Origin of the sequence: Bergeyella zoohelcum ATCC 43767, from assembly GCF_000301075.1 — a bacterium.
Lineage (GTDB): Bacteria > Bacteroidota > Bacteroidia > Flavobacteriales > Weeksellaceae > Bergeyella > Bergeyella zoohelcum.
The window spans coordinates 463,829-477,154 of sequence record NZ_JH932293.1 but is presented as its reverse complement, the minus strand read 5'-3'; the positions used below and the strand labels follow the sequence as shown (position 1 = coordinate 477,154).

Below are 13,326 nucleotides of genomic sequence, written 5' to 3'. Positions count from 1 at the left end.
GTGTGTGTGTGTGTGTGTGTGTGTGTGTGTGTGTTTACACAATCATTTGAATTGACCAAATTTTTGGCCCACTTTTTTTCAGTATTTTTATATATGTTGATTGTGTGTAACATAACGAGGCAAAGATAGATAAAGTTTTCTAATATGCAAAAAGTTTTTTATAAGTGGTACAATGATTTTAGAAGTTGGTAATTAGAATTTAGAGGTTAGAAAAAGCTAACTGTCAAAAGCTAGAAGCCATTCGCTAAAAGCCTACTGCCTATTGCTACATCCTGCTTTTAGAAAATTAGAATCCATATTCCTAATAATCCTTATCTTTGATTTCTAAATGATAAGTAATTAATATGAATCTTAGCGATAAACAAATCCATCTCCTCCAAGCAGCGGATGATGTGATATCCATCAAGGGATATGACACCTCCACACTCAGGGATATTGCTAATAATGCGGGAGTAAATATCGCACTGATTTCTTATTACTTTGGCTCTAAAGAAAAAATGATGCGTGAACTCCTGCACTATAAATGCTATATGCTGAGAACACACATTGCACAGTTTTTCTCTACCATCCAGAATGGGCTTCCTACCATGCAACTTCGGGAACTCATTCGGCAGAGTATTCGGAATCTCTTTAGGATTTTACGCTTAAAAAACGAAGTGGAAAAAGAGTTTTCCATTCACATTTCACTCCATACCTCACTGGTTCCTTTTCTGGAACTCCTTACCATCTATATTGATGAGGTCTTGAAAAGAGGCATTGCACAAGGTATTTTTACTTTTTTCCAAAAAGCAGAAGACCTTACCACAATGATAGTAGGGGCGGTTTTTTTTGCTTTTGACAATAAAGATTTTTATCAAAATTACCTTATACCAACTAGGAGCGAAGATTACTTCACCGAAGCCGAAAAGAACATCACTATTTCCATTTCTTTTTCCGTATTCGCTTCATTAGGAACAAAAGATGCTAGGCACTAATAATGGCACTCCATCAGATTAAATATTTTCTAATTCCAAAATCTGCTGAGCCGCTTCTTTCGTTTTTACCTTATCTATTCTATGAGTGCAGATTCCTTTTTCATCAAAGATAAAAGTAGTTCTTACAATGCCCATAAATTCCTTTCCCATAAATTTTTTGAGCTGCCAAACCCCAAACCGTTCACAAATCACCTTTTCTTCATCCGCAATAAGGTCATACTTCAGCTGATATTTACTATGAAACTTTTTTTGTTTTTCCACAGCATCTGCAGAAATCCCTATGAGCTGATAGCCGTGTTTCTGTAGTTCCGAAAAGTGGTCAGAAAGGTCACAGGCTTCAGCGGTACAGCCAGGAGTGCTGGCCTTAGGATAAAAGAAAATAATGAGCTTTTTACCTATAAACTGTTGTGATGAGATTAGATTTCCATCTTGATTTTTTCCTTCAAAAGCAGGAAGAGTATCGCCTATTTTTAACATAATGATTATTTTTACCCAAAATTACAAAAAGTGACGAAAAAACAACGAGCAAAAATCATTATCGAAGAACTCGAAAAACTATATCCACAAACGCCTATTCCATTAGATCACTATAGCCCGTTTACCCTTTTGGTAGCCGTGGCACTTTCCGCACAGACTACGGATAAAAAAGTAAATGAAGTAACCCCTGCCCTTTTTAAAGTAGCAGACACCCCAAAAGCTATGGCAAGTATGGAAGTGGAAGAAATAAAGGAATACATCAAGGAAATAGGATTATCTAATACCAAAGCCAAAAATTTAAAAAAAATGTCAGAACTTTTATTAGAAAGACATAATGGAGAAGTACCCGAAAGTTTTGAAGAGCTGGAAGCACTACCAGGGGTAGGGCATAAAACGGCCTCCGTGGTCATGAGCCAAGCCTTTGGGCATCCTGCTTTCCCTGTAGATACGCATATTCATAGACTAATGACAAAATGGAAACTTACTTCTGGAAAAAGCGTAGTGGAAACAGAGAATGATGCCAAAAAACTCTTCCCAAAATCTAAATGGAATAGCCTCCATCTCCAAATCATATTTTACGGAAGAGAATATTCCCCCGCAAGAGGAAAGGGAGATAAAGATTTTATTACCAAAATGGTGATATAAATAGAAAAAAGCCCTCCCTATCATTCACATTTTAATCTATGTACATCGTATATTATTAAAGAAAAATAGTCCTTTAAATCTTTATACTTTATACATTCATACAATAAAAATCATGGCATTAAAAAATAAAAATATACTCATAGGAATTACGGGTGGAATAGCCGCCTACAAAATCCATACGCTGATTCGTCTTTTGGTAAAAGAAGGAGCTACGGTAAAAGTAATACTCAGTCCCTCAGCGGAAAATTTCGTTTCGCCTAATACGCTGAGCGTACTCTCTAAAAATTCCGTATATACCGATTTTTTTTCGTCCCAACACGCATGGAACAATCATGTAGAGCTGGCACTTTGGGCAGATCTCATGCTCATAGCTCCATGTACCGCTAATACTCTCGGGAAAATAGCCCACGGATTATGTGATAACTTCCTTATGGCAACCTATCTTTCAGCCAAATGCCCCGTAATGATTGCTCCCGCTATGGACTTGGACATGTATGCACACCCTACTACTCGGCAGAATTTGGACACCATCGAAGATTTTGGTAATATCATCATTCCTGCCGAAGAAGGAGAGCTGGCGAGTGGACTTTTCGGAGCGGGAAGAATGAGTGAGCCTGAAACCATTTTTGAACAAATAAAAAAGCATTTCGAAGTCGCTAATTCCCTTTCTCTGGAAGGTAAAAAAATCCTCATCACAGCTGGGCCTACCTATGAAGCTATTGATCCCGTGCGTTTTATTGGAAATCATTCCAGTGGGAAAATGGGCTATGCCATCGCTGAGGAAGCTGCTAAGAGAGGGGCAAGCGTTCAGCTCATATCGGGGCCTACGGCACTCCACATTCAGCATAATAACATCCTACTTACCCGCGTTACCTCTGCCCAAGAAATGTATGATGAGGTGTTTAAACATTTTGATACGGTGGACATCGCCATTGCCGCCGCTGCCGTGGCAGACTATACTCCTAAAATAAAAGCCTCTGAAAAAATTAAAAAAAATGAGGATACCATGACCATAGAGCTCATTAAAAACCCTGACATTCTAAGAACAATGGGAGAAAGAAAAAAGGAACAATTACTCATTGGCTTTGCCCTCGAAACGGAAAACGAAGAAGCCAATGCCGAAGCGAAATTGGTAAAGAAAAATTTAGACATGATAGTCCTTAATTCTCTAAAAACGGAAGGTGCAGGTTTCCAAAAAGATACCAATCAGGTAACATTCATTTACCCCAATAAAAAAGAAAGCTTTACTCTAAAAAACAAAAACAAAGTAGCCCAAGATATCCTCAACGCAGTGGAAATACTTGTGGAGAATGGTTTTTAGCGTTTAGGGACAAATAGTACAAGAAAACATAAAAAACTTTTACTAATGATTAGTAAGTTTTTTCTGAATGCATTGAATTCATTTTGATTCATCTTACTTCCGAAGCACTTTACCAAAATACCTCGGAATCGTATTAAGACTTAGGGAGAACTTGGGCAAAATCAAAAAGTCAAGACAAGTTCCGATTATTATACAGCACAAAAAAGGTCGTTTCAGTTTTTGAAACGACCTATAAAATAGATATGAAAAAACTATTATTGTTGTCCTTTGTCCCAAACATCTATTCTGTAATCTTCTATTTTAGCGTTATCTTGTAAGCTCTTTAAGAAAGATTGTACAAAGAAGTTAGAGTTTTGGGCAGCGTTAGATTCCATCATTTGTTTAAGGTCTCCAGCTTGTTTATTAGTGGTCTCTGATTTTTTCACTACCACGAATACCCCTGTCATTCCCTCTATCGCTTGGCTGAGTTTTCCTTTTAAGATTCCGAAAGAAGCTCCTGCTACTTTGGGTTCTATAGCTCCTGCCACTTGCGGCTGTGCAAAATTTACAGTAGAAGTTTGCACAGATGTTCCGAACGCTTTGGCAATTTGTTCTAGATTAGAAGCCTTAGTACTTGCTATTTTTTCTGCTATTTTTTTCGCTGCAAGTTTATTTTTTACGATAAATTCTACTTGGTCTCTAACAGTTTCAGGGTTAGCGAGTCCTTTTTCATATCTTCCATTGAGGAAGACCACTACTCTATCTCCTGTACCTTCTACCACGAACATTTCTGTATCTCCCTTTTCTCTTTTCTTATTAAATGCCCAAGCGAGAATATCCGCATCTTTAGGAGTTCCTAAACCTGGAATCATGCCCTCAAATCGTTTGAGGGATTTTGGGTTAGAATAGTTGAGGTTTCCTTTTTTAGCTAGGTTAGTAAAATCAGTGAAAGATTTACCTTCGGCCTGCTGGATGAATTTTCTTGCATTTTTGTCCACTTCTGTTTCTGTAGCTTCAGAAGGTTTTATTTCCTTGATGACATTGGCTATTTTGTACCCCATCGCACCACTTTTCTTATCTTCAATATTGATAATGTGGTATCCAAAAGCAGATTCTACTAAGCCCGTAGCCCCTTTTGGGTTATTCATCAAATAGGCCAGATAGGCAGGGTCAAAAGGTGAATCTGGAGTTACCCATCCTACGCTACCATTTCTTTCTGATGCCCCTGGCTCGTCAGATATTTTGAGTCCTTCAGTGAATGTAGCAGGGTTCGCTTTTATTACTGCAAATAAGCTATCTGCTTTTTTCTTTGCTTCCTCTTTCGTTCGGGTAGCGGTAGATCTTTCTGCTCCAGAATAGGCAATAAGAATATGTTTAGAAAGTACAGAATCTGTAGGTTTTTTAGAAATCAATTTAGACATGACGAATAAATTGTTTTCCTTTACTGGTCCTAATATTTGCCCTACAGCAGCAGATTTTGCCCAATCTTTCTGGAAAGGAGGAAGCTGTGCTTCTGGAAGATATCTTGGGTCATAAGGCATCTCTGAATTCATCATCACGAACATAGAATCGCTTTTCGTATTTTGGAAGTTTTCTCCCGTTCCTGTATTTCCAGAAAAAAGATTTTCTATTTCTTTTTTCTTTGCCGCCTCATCTGCAGCACTGGCTACAGAAGGGAAATATACTACCCCTAAATTCACACTTGGGTCTGTCTTATAAGTATTTGGGTATTGTTTGATATAATCTTCTATATCTTTGGCAGTTACTTTAATAGGATTTTTTGCCAAATAACTGCTGTAATCTACCTTCACGAAATCAATATCTGCCACTTGGTCACGCTGTTTCATCATGAGTTCAGCCTCTTTTTTTCCTGTGGTGATTCCTGTAGAGAGATTTCCGAAAACTTGTCTTGCCATCATTCTCGTTTCAATGGATTTTTTCGCTTTCAGCCACTGGTTATAGAATTCTGGTGCTTGTCCGTTTTTAAGTTCGTCAATTTGTTTTTTGATTTCTTGAAGCTTAAAGTTCCCCTTCTCATCAAAATTTTGAGGATTATGGGCAAACATAGGATCGAACTGTAACTGATTCCAAAAGTAGTCATCAGTCATTTCAAAGCCCATTTTATCAAACTCTTGAGCGATGAGTTTGCTCTGAACTGCCATTTGCCACGCTTGTTCTTCCAAGCCAGTGGTAGGCTGCCCTTGCTGTTGTGCGTTACTTTGAAGCACAAAGAGGTGGTCCAAGTACTCTTCTCTTGTGATTTTTTCTCCATTCACCTCTCCTAAAATATTGGGGTCTTTTCCAAAGAATTTGTCAAAAGTTTCTGGATTTACCAAAAATGCTAACAAAGCCAGTGCGATGATGCCCATTAATAGGATAGGTCTTTTTCTGATTTCGCCTAAAACTGCCATAGTTTATAATACATTATATTTCAAACTGCGAAAATAAGTTTTTTTTGTCAAATAGCACGATAATCAAGGAGTAAAGTTAAATGATTTTCTCTGATGAATTCCCCATACACCTCTCAAGTGAAAGTGTTTTTATTGCCATTCTGTCTTATTTTTTTCTTGGCATAAGTATTGACCTTATTACGGTCGTGCTTATATTCTAAACATAAAAATGCGGTCATGAGCTATTTTTAGTGAGAAATTAAGAGGACTTATGACATTTTGTCGGGGATAAGTAGTGATGATGAATCATCACAGACGAGCATATCAATTACATTTATCAAGCAATTATGAATTTTGACGATATTTTAGAAGAAGGATTTAGCATCGTAGCAGAAGAAATCAATGTAAAAGACATTGTAGATTCTAAAGAAGATAAATCTCAAACCGCCTTTCCTATTCTGGCGGTGAGAAATATGGTAATGTTTCCACATATCATTGTTCCTATTACGGCAGGAAGAAACGCTTCTATCCAGCTTTTAGAAGACGCTCAGAAAAACAATCAGCTCATCGGTATTGTGAGCCAGAATAATCCTATGATAGAAAACCCTACCGAAAAAGACCTCTATAAGGTGGGTGTTCTGGCAAAAATCATTAAAATCGTTCGTCTTCCTGAAGGAAATATCACCGTGATTACCAAAGGTTTCGGTAAGTTTAAAATCAAGAAAATGATGGCTACTGAGCCTTATTTTATAGCGGAAATCACTAAACAAAAAGACACCCAACCTCAAAATAAAGAGGAGTTTGATGCAATGATGGAGAATATCGTTCAGATTTCTGAAAGTATTATCTCCCTAGATCCGAGCATCCCAAATGGAGCAAAAGTAGCACTCAAGAATTTTAATCATCATGAGGAATTGCTCAGTTTCATAGCACTCAATGCTAATTTTAGTTACAAAAAGAAACAGCAACTTTTGGAAATAAAAAAACTCCAAGAGAGAGCGGAGCTTTGTTATCAATTTCTTCACGAAGAGTATAAAAAACTAGAACTCCGAAACCAAATTCATCAGAAGACAAGTAAAGATTTAGATAAACAGCAGAGAGAGTATTTTCTTAATCAGCAAATAAAAACCATACAAGAAGAACTGGGGGGAGGGGCAGAATCCGATGCCGATGAACTGAAAGCGAAAGCGGAAAAAATAAAATGGACGGAATCTGTGCAGCAACATTTTGATAAAGAACTCAATAGACTATCAAGACAACATCCTAATTCCCCAGATTATAATGTACAAAGAAACTATCTAGACTTCTTTACGGAGCTGCCTTGGGAAAAATTCACGCAAGATAATTTTGATATCACCAAAGCTGAAAACACACTAGACAAAGCTCACTTTGGCTTGGAAGATATTAAAAAAAGAGTTCTAGAACACATCGCTGTACTGAAACTCAAGGGGAATATGAAATCGCCTATTCTCTGTTTGGTAGGTCCTCCGGGGGTAGGGAAAACTTCATTAGGAAAATCCATCGCAGATGCTTTGGGAAGGAAGTATGTTCGTGTTTCCTTAGGAGGATTGCATGATGAATCCGAAATTCGTGGACATAGAAAAACCTACATAGGAGCCATGGCAGGAAGGATATTACAGAGCATTAAAAAAGCAGGAGTTTCTAATCCCGTAATTGTTTTAGATGAAATAGATAAATTAGGACAAGGCATCCATGGAGACCCAAGTTCGGCACTATTAGAAGTGCTTGATCCTGAGCAGAATCATTCTTTTTATGATAATTATTTAGAGCATGGCTATGATTTGTCTAAGGTAATGTTCATTGCTACAGCAAATTCACTTTCTACTATTCAAACTCCACTTTTGGACAGAATGGAACTTGTTCGAATTGCAGGATACACTCTTGAAGAGAAAATGGAAATTGCCAAAAGGCATTTAATCAAAAAACAATGGGAAGCGAATGGGCTGAGTGCAAACGCTTTTAAACTCGGAACTAAAGAGCTAAAACACATCATAGAAGCGCACACTTCTGAAAGTGGAGTGAGAACACTGGAAAAGAGAATTGCGGCAATTGCCCGTTGGGTAGCACTTCAGATTGCGATGGAAAAGGCATACGATGTGAAAATTTCCATTGAAAAAATAGATGAAATTCTCGGAGTACCAAGACCGAAAAATCTTTCGGAAATCACCGATGTTCCAGGAGTGGTTACGGGGTTAGCATGGACACAAGTGGGAGGGGATATTCTTTTTATTGAGAGTATTTTGAGTAGTGGAAAAGGGACGCTTTCATTGACAGGAAATTTAGGTAATGTGATGAAAGAATCTGCAACGATTGCCTTGGAATATATAAAAGCAAAACATGAAGCACTGGGTATAGATAAGGAGGTGATAGAGAAAAATAATATCCATGTCCATGTCCCTGAAGGAGCTACCCCCAAAGATGGACCAAGTGCAGGGATAGCCATGATTACTTCCATGGCTTCTAGTTTCCTCAATAAGAAAGTGAAATCTCATATCGCTATGACGGGAGAAATAACACTGCGTGGAAAGGTGTTACCTGTAGGAGGAATTAAGGAAAAATTATTGGCTGCAAGCCGTGCAGGAATTAAGGAAGTCATTTTATGTGAAGCGAATAGAAAAGATGTAGAGGAAATACAGAAAGATTATCTCAAAAAAATGAAAATACACTTTGTAACCCATATTAAGGAAGTGATTGGCCTTGCGATAGAGGAGTGATGATAACACACTGTCCCAAAAGATATGCAAGTTCAAATAATTACATCAATTTGCCCATAATTATTTTAGAAATGGGGCAATTCCTATGTAATACAAAGCACATGAAATTCAACAGATTGAAAGATTAAACAGCTTCTTACTTAACAATTACACGGAATAATACACATGAAATGAATATTTACACCAAAGCATTTCTATCGGCATAGTTGAGCTTAAAAAAGATAAAAGTCATGATGGAGAAGGCAACCAGTGAGCTTCCTCCGTAGCTGAAGTATGGCAGAGGAATGCCTACGGTAGGGAAAAGCCCCATGACCATCCCGATATTAATCACAAAGTGCATTAATAATATAGAGGCAAAGGAATACCCAAATACTCTATTAAATACATTTTTTTGTCTTTCAGAGAGATAGTAAATTCGGCCGATGTATAGTGCATAAATAATAATCAAAATAGAACTGCCTACAAAGCCCCACTCTTCACCTACGGTGCAGAAAATATAGTCGGTTTCTTGTTCTGGAACGAATTTCCCCCTCGTTACCGAGCCTTGCATATAGCCTTTTCCCAATAATTCCCCTGAACCAATGGCGGTTTTGGAGTATAAAAGATTATATCCTGAAGTATCTCTAAATTGTTTTTCGCCTTTGTAGAGTACCTCTATTCTTTCTCTTTGGTGTTTAGGGAGTTTTTCTAATACTGTTGCTGAGCCATAGGAAAGTGCCGAAAGCAGTAAAGTAGTCCCCACTATTCCACTCACAGAAAGTACATTCCAAGAAATTCTATGATAATTTCTAAATACGAAAAGAGCGACTAAAACCACCATGGTGGCAATGACATACCACGGACTGACAGCGATGGAAACTAAAAAAACAGCTGCAAATACAAAGCCTACCATAAACAGCATTCCGCTGAGGCCTTCTCTGTACAATGCAATAAAAAATGCCGTGAAAACCAAAAGTGAACCTACATCAGGAATGGCTAAAACCACCACTGCAGGGATGCCTATAATCGCTAGAGCGGTAAGCAATGATTTTCTGTATTTCAGATTAAAATCTGGACTGGAAGCATAATTAGAAAGCATAAGAGCGGTTCCTATTTTGGCAAACTCTACTGGCTGCATTGTAAAGCTACCGAATTTGTACCAATTTTTTTGTCCCAAAATCTCCGTCCCAAAAGGAAAAAGTCCGATAAGCAAAAGCACACCTCCTATGTAAATGATACCAGCAAAGTTTTCAAAAAACTTACTCCTCATCGTAAAAATAATGATACCTAAAAACAAAGAAATCCCGAAAAATATCATTTGTTTTTTTCCCAAACTTTCATCCACGCTGAAGATATTTGCTATGGCAAAAGTGCAAATAATAAGGTATAGCCCTATTCCTAATTTATCGATACCTTCCCACTTCATTTTTTTGTAGATTTTACTGGTGCTGTTTTTCTTATTCTTTCAATAATGGAGTCTTTTTGCCTAATGAGTTTTTGCCTCTGTTCTTTTGGAGGATTATTTTCTAATAAAGCTTCTATTTTCAGCAGTGCCACAGAATCTTTACTTGGTTCTTTGTAAAGTCCTTTTCGTTTTAAATCGGACACCCATTGTCTTTTGTATTCTGGTAAGAAACTAGAAGTAATCATTTTCTTGTAAAGATGTTCCCTTTTCAGATCTCCTGTGATGTATTTTTCGGCAATGACTGTGCATGCAGGTCCTGCCCAAGTGGCTCCAAATCCTGCATGTTCCATAACCGCTGCTACCACTATTTTCGGTTTATCTGCAGGAGCAATAAGCACAAAGATAGAGTTATCTTTCCCTTGTGGCACTTGTGCGGTTCCTGTTTTTGCCATTTGGGTAAATTCTGATGATTTCAGTCCTCGGGCGGTTCCTCCCAGCACCACTTGTTCCATTCCTTTTTTTACGAATTCATAATATTTTTTATTCTGAACGAGGGTATAATTTTTCTTTTTAAATCTCGGGTCGGGATTAGGTTTACCATCGATAGCTTTTACGATGTGCGGTGTGTAGTACCATCCGTCATTGGCTATGGCAGCGGTAAAATTAGCCATCTGAAGTGGAGTAAGGGACACCGCCCCCTGCCCCATTCCGTTATAGATAGAGCCATTCATGGTGTATTGAGGAGACCAATCCTTCTTTCCGCCACTTCGTTTTCTATAAAATTCACCATCAGGAATAAAACCCGTTACGCCACTGGCTAAGTCATTGTTCATATATCTGCCCAGTCCAAAGGATTCCATGATGGCTTTCCATTCATCTACGCCTCTTCCTGGGTCTCCTGGGTATTTGTTCATCATGGCAATAAACGCATAGGAGAAATAGCAGTTGGAAGAAACTCTAATGGCAGGAATAAGTGGGTCTGCCCCTCCATGCCCTTTAATGCCTAGTCCTCTATACCTAAATCCTCCTCCACAAGGAAAAATGGTATTTTCATCCATGACCCCCATCTGCATTGCCGCCAGTGCGGTAAGCATCTTAAAAGTAGAGCCAGGTGGATAGGCGGCCTGTACAGAGCGGTCAAAGGTGGGTTTCCAGTCATAGACAGTATCTACCTGTAGCTGATATAGATTTTTAGTTTTCTCTGGACCCGAGAAAAGGTTAGGGTCTATGTCTGGACCTGTAGCCATTACTAAGATTTCCCCATTATTAGGGTCAAGAGCTACGATGGCTCCTTTCTTATTGACCAGCATTTCCTCTGCCATTCTTTGGAGTTCATAGTCCAAAGTAAGCGTGATATCTTTACCACTTACCTCTTCTTTATCCAATGCTCCATTTTTATAGGAGCCAATGTCTCTGAGTTTGATATCTTTCTGGATGTATCGGACTCCTTTTTCGCCACGGAGCACTTTTTCGTATGATTTTTCTACCCCTCTTTTCCCGATAAGGTCTCCACGAATATAGTACAATGAATCTTTAGCTATTTCTTGATTATTGACTTCATTGGTATAACCTAAAATAATGCCCGAAGTATTCACTTCATATTTTCTCTGAGGTCTTTGGACAATGGAAAATGCGGGATATTTAAAGATGATTTCCTGTATTCTGGCTACATCTTCACGGCTTATATTTTTGAGGAAAGGAATGGGGGTGAGCTTAGAATGTTTTTTAGCGGCTATTTCTTCATCTATTACCTTCATTTTTTGCTCATATTCTTCTGTGCTAATTCCTATCAATTGACAAAATTCGGCTACATTAAAATCTTCTTTTTTAAGTAAATTTTTAGTAAAAGAAAGCTCATAAGAGGGCTGATTGCTCACTAAGATTTGACCATTTCTATCAAAAATAGCTCCACGCTGTGGGATGATGTATTCGGTTTTTATAGAGGTATTGGCTGCATTGAGTACATATCGATCTGTAAATAATTGTAAATACGCTAGCCTTGCAATAAAAATCATTGCAATCACAGAGAGAAATACAGTGAGAATGATGTATTGTCTTTTCACACTTTTTGTTTTACACGGAAAATGAGGATGTACGCTAAAATAAACACAAAAGAAATCAGAGAAGAAATAATGCTTCCCAATAAGATTTCCAATATTCGGCTCAATTTAAAAAACTCGATGAGATGAACCATGAGCTGATGTCCGATGATGGAGATTAAAACAAAAAATAAAAACTGTGACCACTGTAAGGTAGAAAAAGTAAAAAAATCCGTAGTGGTATCCGTAGAACTTCTAAAAATAAGAGTTCTAAAATATGCTAATGCCGTAGTAGCGAGAGCATTAATCCCCCAAGTTCCCATGAAGGCATCTATTCCCAAACCCAGTAAGAAACTGAAAGCAATGAAATGGTATTGGTTCCTAAAAAAAGGATAAAATAACACGAAAATAGGATAAATTACTGGTGTATAAGCCCCCATAATGGTAATCCTATTCAAAACAAATATCTGAATAGGTATCAAAATTAAAATGAAAATAAGGTCTCCCAATGGTGTTCTATTCATCATTTTCTCTTTTTATGGTCGCCTTGAGTGTGTCCTGAATTTTCTGTATTTTTTCTTTCTTCAAGTTTCTGACCACATACACTTTACGAATATTCCCCATCTTTTCCGAAAGTTCTACGGAGATATCCCAATATCCTGTTTTGGTATCCACTTCATATCCTGCTACTCTACCTATCATGACGCCTTTCGGGAAGATAGCAGATTTACCATCTGTAATTACGGTATCTCCCACGGCTATAGGAACATACTTAGGAACATCTGCCAAGTGCATGATTCGGGCGTTATCTCCTTTCCAAGTGAGCGTTCCGAAATATCCAGCGTTTTTCAGTGCTGCATTGATACGCATTTTATTGACACTTAGTACAGACTGTACCAGTGCATATTCATCCGTGGTATTAATTACAATTCCTGCAATTCCTTGTGGTGCAATCACGCCCATCTTAGGCATTACACCATGTATTTTTCCCCTGTTAATGGTAAAGTAATTATCTTTCCTATTGATAGAATTAAAAACGATGTCTCCATCTATCATAGAATAAGTTTGCGTTCCGTCAAGGGTATCTTTTTTATGGATAAGTGTTGCCTTTTGAGAAAACTCTTTCCCATACAAAGCCTCCATGAGTGCTTTATTTTGAGCAACTAATTTTTCATTTTCTTGTTTTAGCTGTAGGTAAGAAGCCCCTTCATCAATGTATCCTGAGACGAAAGAATTTATCGCTGCCGTTTGTGCTGCAAGCCAACTTCTCTGCATAGAATTTCGGGTGAAAATGAGTACTACTGCAATGATTTGCAATAGCAAAAAGAACAGAAGTAGTCCGTTCTTTTCCAAAATTCTAATGATGAATGCCATTATTCTTT

The 13,326-nt window shown here is 37.9% G+C and carries 10 protein-coding genes; 4 read left to right on the top strand and 6 right to left on the bottom strand.

From position 1 onward, the window contains the following. Positions 1 to 344 precede the first annotated feature (344 nt). Positions 345 to 974, top strand: coding sequence for a TetR/AcrR family transcriptional regulator (locus HMPREF9699_RS02140; protein WP_002662019.1), 630 nt, complete (start codon positions 345 to 347; stop codon positions 972 to 974). Positions 975 to 992: 18 nt separating this feature from the next. Here HMPREF9699_RS02140 and bcp read toward each other — a convergent pair whose 3' ends face one another. Next, the gene (bcp, locus tag HMPREF9699_RS02135) at positions 993 to 1,451 is read right to left on the bottom strand and encodes a thioredoxin-dependent thiol peroxidase (protein WP_002662017.1); all 459 of its coding nucleotides are present in this window, start codon (positions 1,449 to 1,451) and stop codon (positions 993 to 995) included. A gap of 30 nt (positions 1,452 to 1,481) precedes the next feature. Here bcp and nth point away from each other — a divergent pair, with 30 nt between their 5' ends. Together nth and coaBC are read left to right on the top strand one after the other, a co-directional pair. Next, positions 1,482 to 2,096, top strand: coding sequence for an endonuclease III (nth, locus tag HMPREF9699_RS02130; RefSeq protein ID WP_002662015.1), 615 nt, complete (start codon positions 1,482 to 1,484; stop codon positions 2,094 to 2,096). 112 nt (positions 2,097 to 2,208) lie between these two features. Further along, positions 2,209 to 3,417: a bifunctional phosphopantothenoylcysteine decarboxylase/phosphopantothenate--cysteine ligase CoaBC gene (coaBC, locus tag HMPREF9699_RS02125; protein ID WP_002662013.1), complete on the top strand. Its 1,209-nt coding sequence runs from the start codon at positions 2,209 to 2,211 to the stop codon at positions 3,415 to 3,417. Between the two features lie 254 nt (positions 3,418 to 3,671). On the opposite strand, the gene HMPREF9699_RS02120 is transcribed toward coaBC, so the two are convergent. Further along, positions 3,672 to 5,807 (bottom strand): peptidylprolyl isomerase, encoded by a 2,136-nt coding sequence (locus tag HMPREF9699_RS02120; protein ID WP_002662011.1) that lies wholly within the window; start codon positions 5,805 to 5,807, stop codon positions 3,672 to 3,674. 326 nt (positions 5,808 to 6,133) lie between these two features. On the opposite strand from HMPREF9699_RS02120, the gene lon reads away from it, so the two are divergent. Then, positions 6,134 to 8,521, top strand: a complete 2,388-nt coding sequence (lon, locus tag HMPREF9699_RS02115) for an endopeptidase La (protein ID WP_002662008.1) — start codon at positions 6,134 to 6,136, stop codon at positions 8,519 to 8,521. A 178-nt stretch (positions 8,522 to 8,699) separates the two neighbouring features. Here the strand turns inward: lon and rodA are convergent, their stop codons facing one another. Genes rodA through mreC form a run of 4 tightly spaced genes read right to left on the bottom strand, consistent with a single transcriptional unit; the run spans position 8,700 to position 13,318 of the window. Continuing rightward, the gene (gene rodA / locus HMPREF9699_RS02110; protein WP_002662006.1) at positions 8,700 to 9,926 is read right to left on the bottom strand and encodes a rod shape-determining protein RodA; all 1,227 of its coding nucleotides are present in this window, start codon (positions 9,924 to 9,926) and stop codon (positions 8,700 to 8,702) included. Beyond that, positions 9,923 to 11,920 carry a peptidoglycan D,D-transpeptidase FtsI family protein gene (locus HMPREF9699_RS02105; RefSeq protein WP_172539694.1) on the bottom strand — a complete coding sequence of 666 codons (1,998 nt, stop codon included), beginning with the start codon at positions 11,918 to 11,920 and terminating at the stop codon, positions 9,923 to 9,925. The genes rodA and HMPREF9699_RS02105 overlap by 4 nt, the downstream gene beginning before the upstream one ends. 44 nt (positions 11,921 to 11,964) lie before the next feature. Further along, positions 11,965 to 12,471 (bottom strand): hypothetical protein, encoded by a 507-nt coding sequence (locus HMPREF9699_RS02100; protein ID WP_002686523.1) that lies wholly within the window; start codon positions 12,469 to 12,471, stop codon positions 11,965 to 11,967. Next, positions 12,461 to 13,318 carry a rod shape-determining protein MreC gene (gene mreC / locus HMPREF9699_RS02095; RefSeq protein ID WP_002661999.1) on the bottom strand — a complete coding sequence of 286 codons (858 nt, stop codon included), beginning with the start codon at positions 13,316 to 13,318 and terminating at the stop codon, positions 12,461 to 12,463. Before mreC ends, HMPREF9699_RS02100 begins: the two co-directional genes overlap by 11 nt. Positions 13,319 to 13,326: the final 8 nt, after the last annotated feature.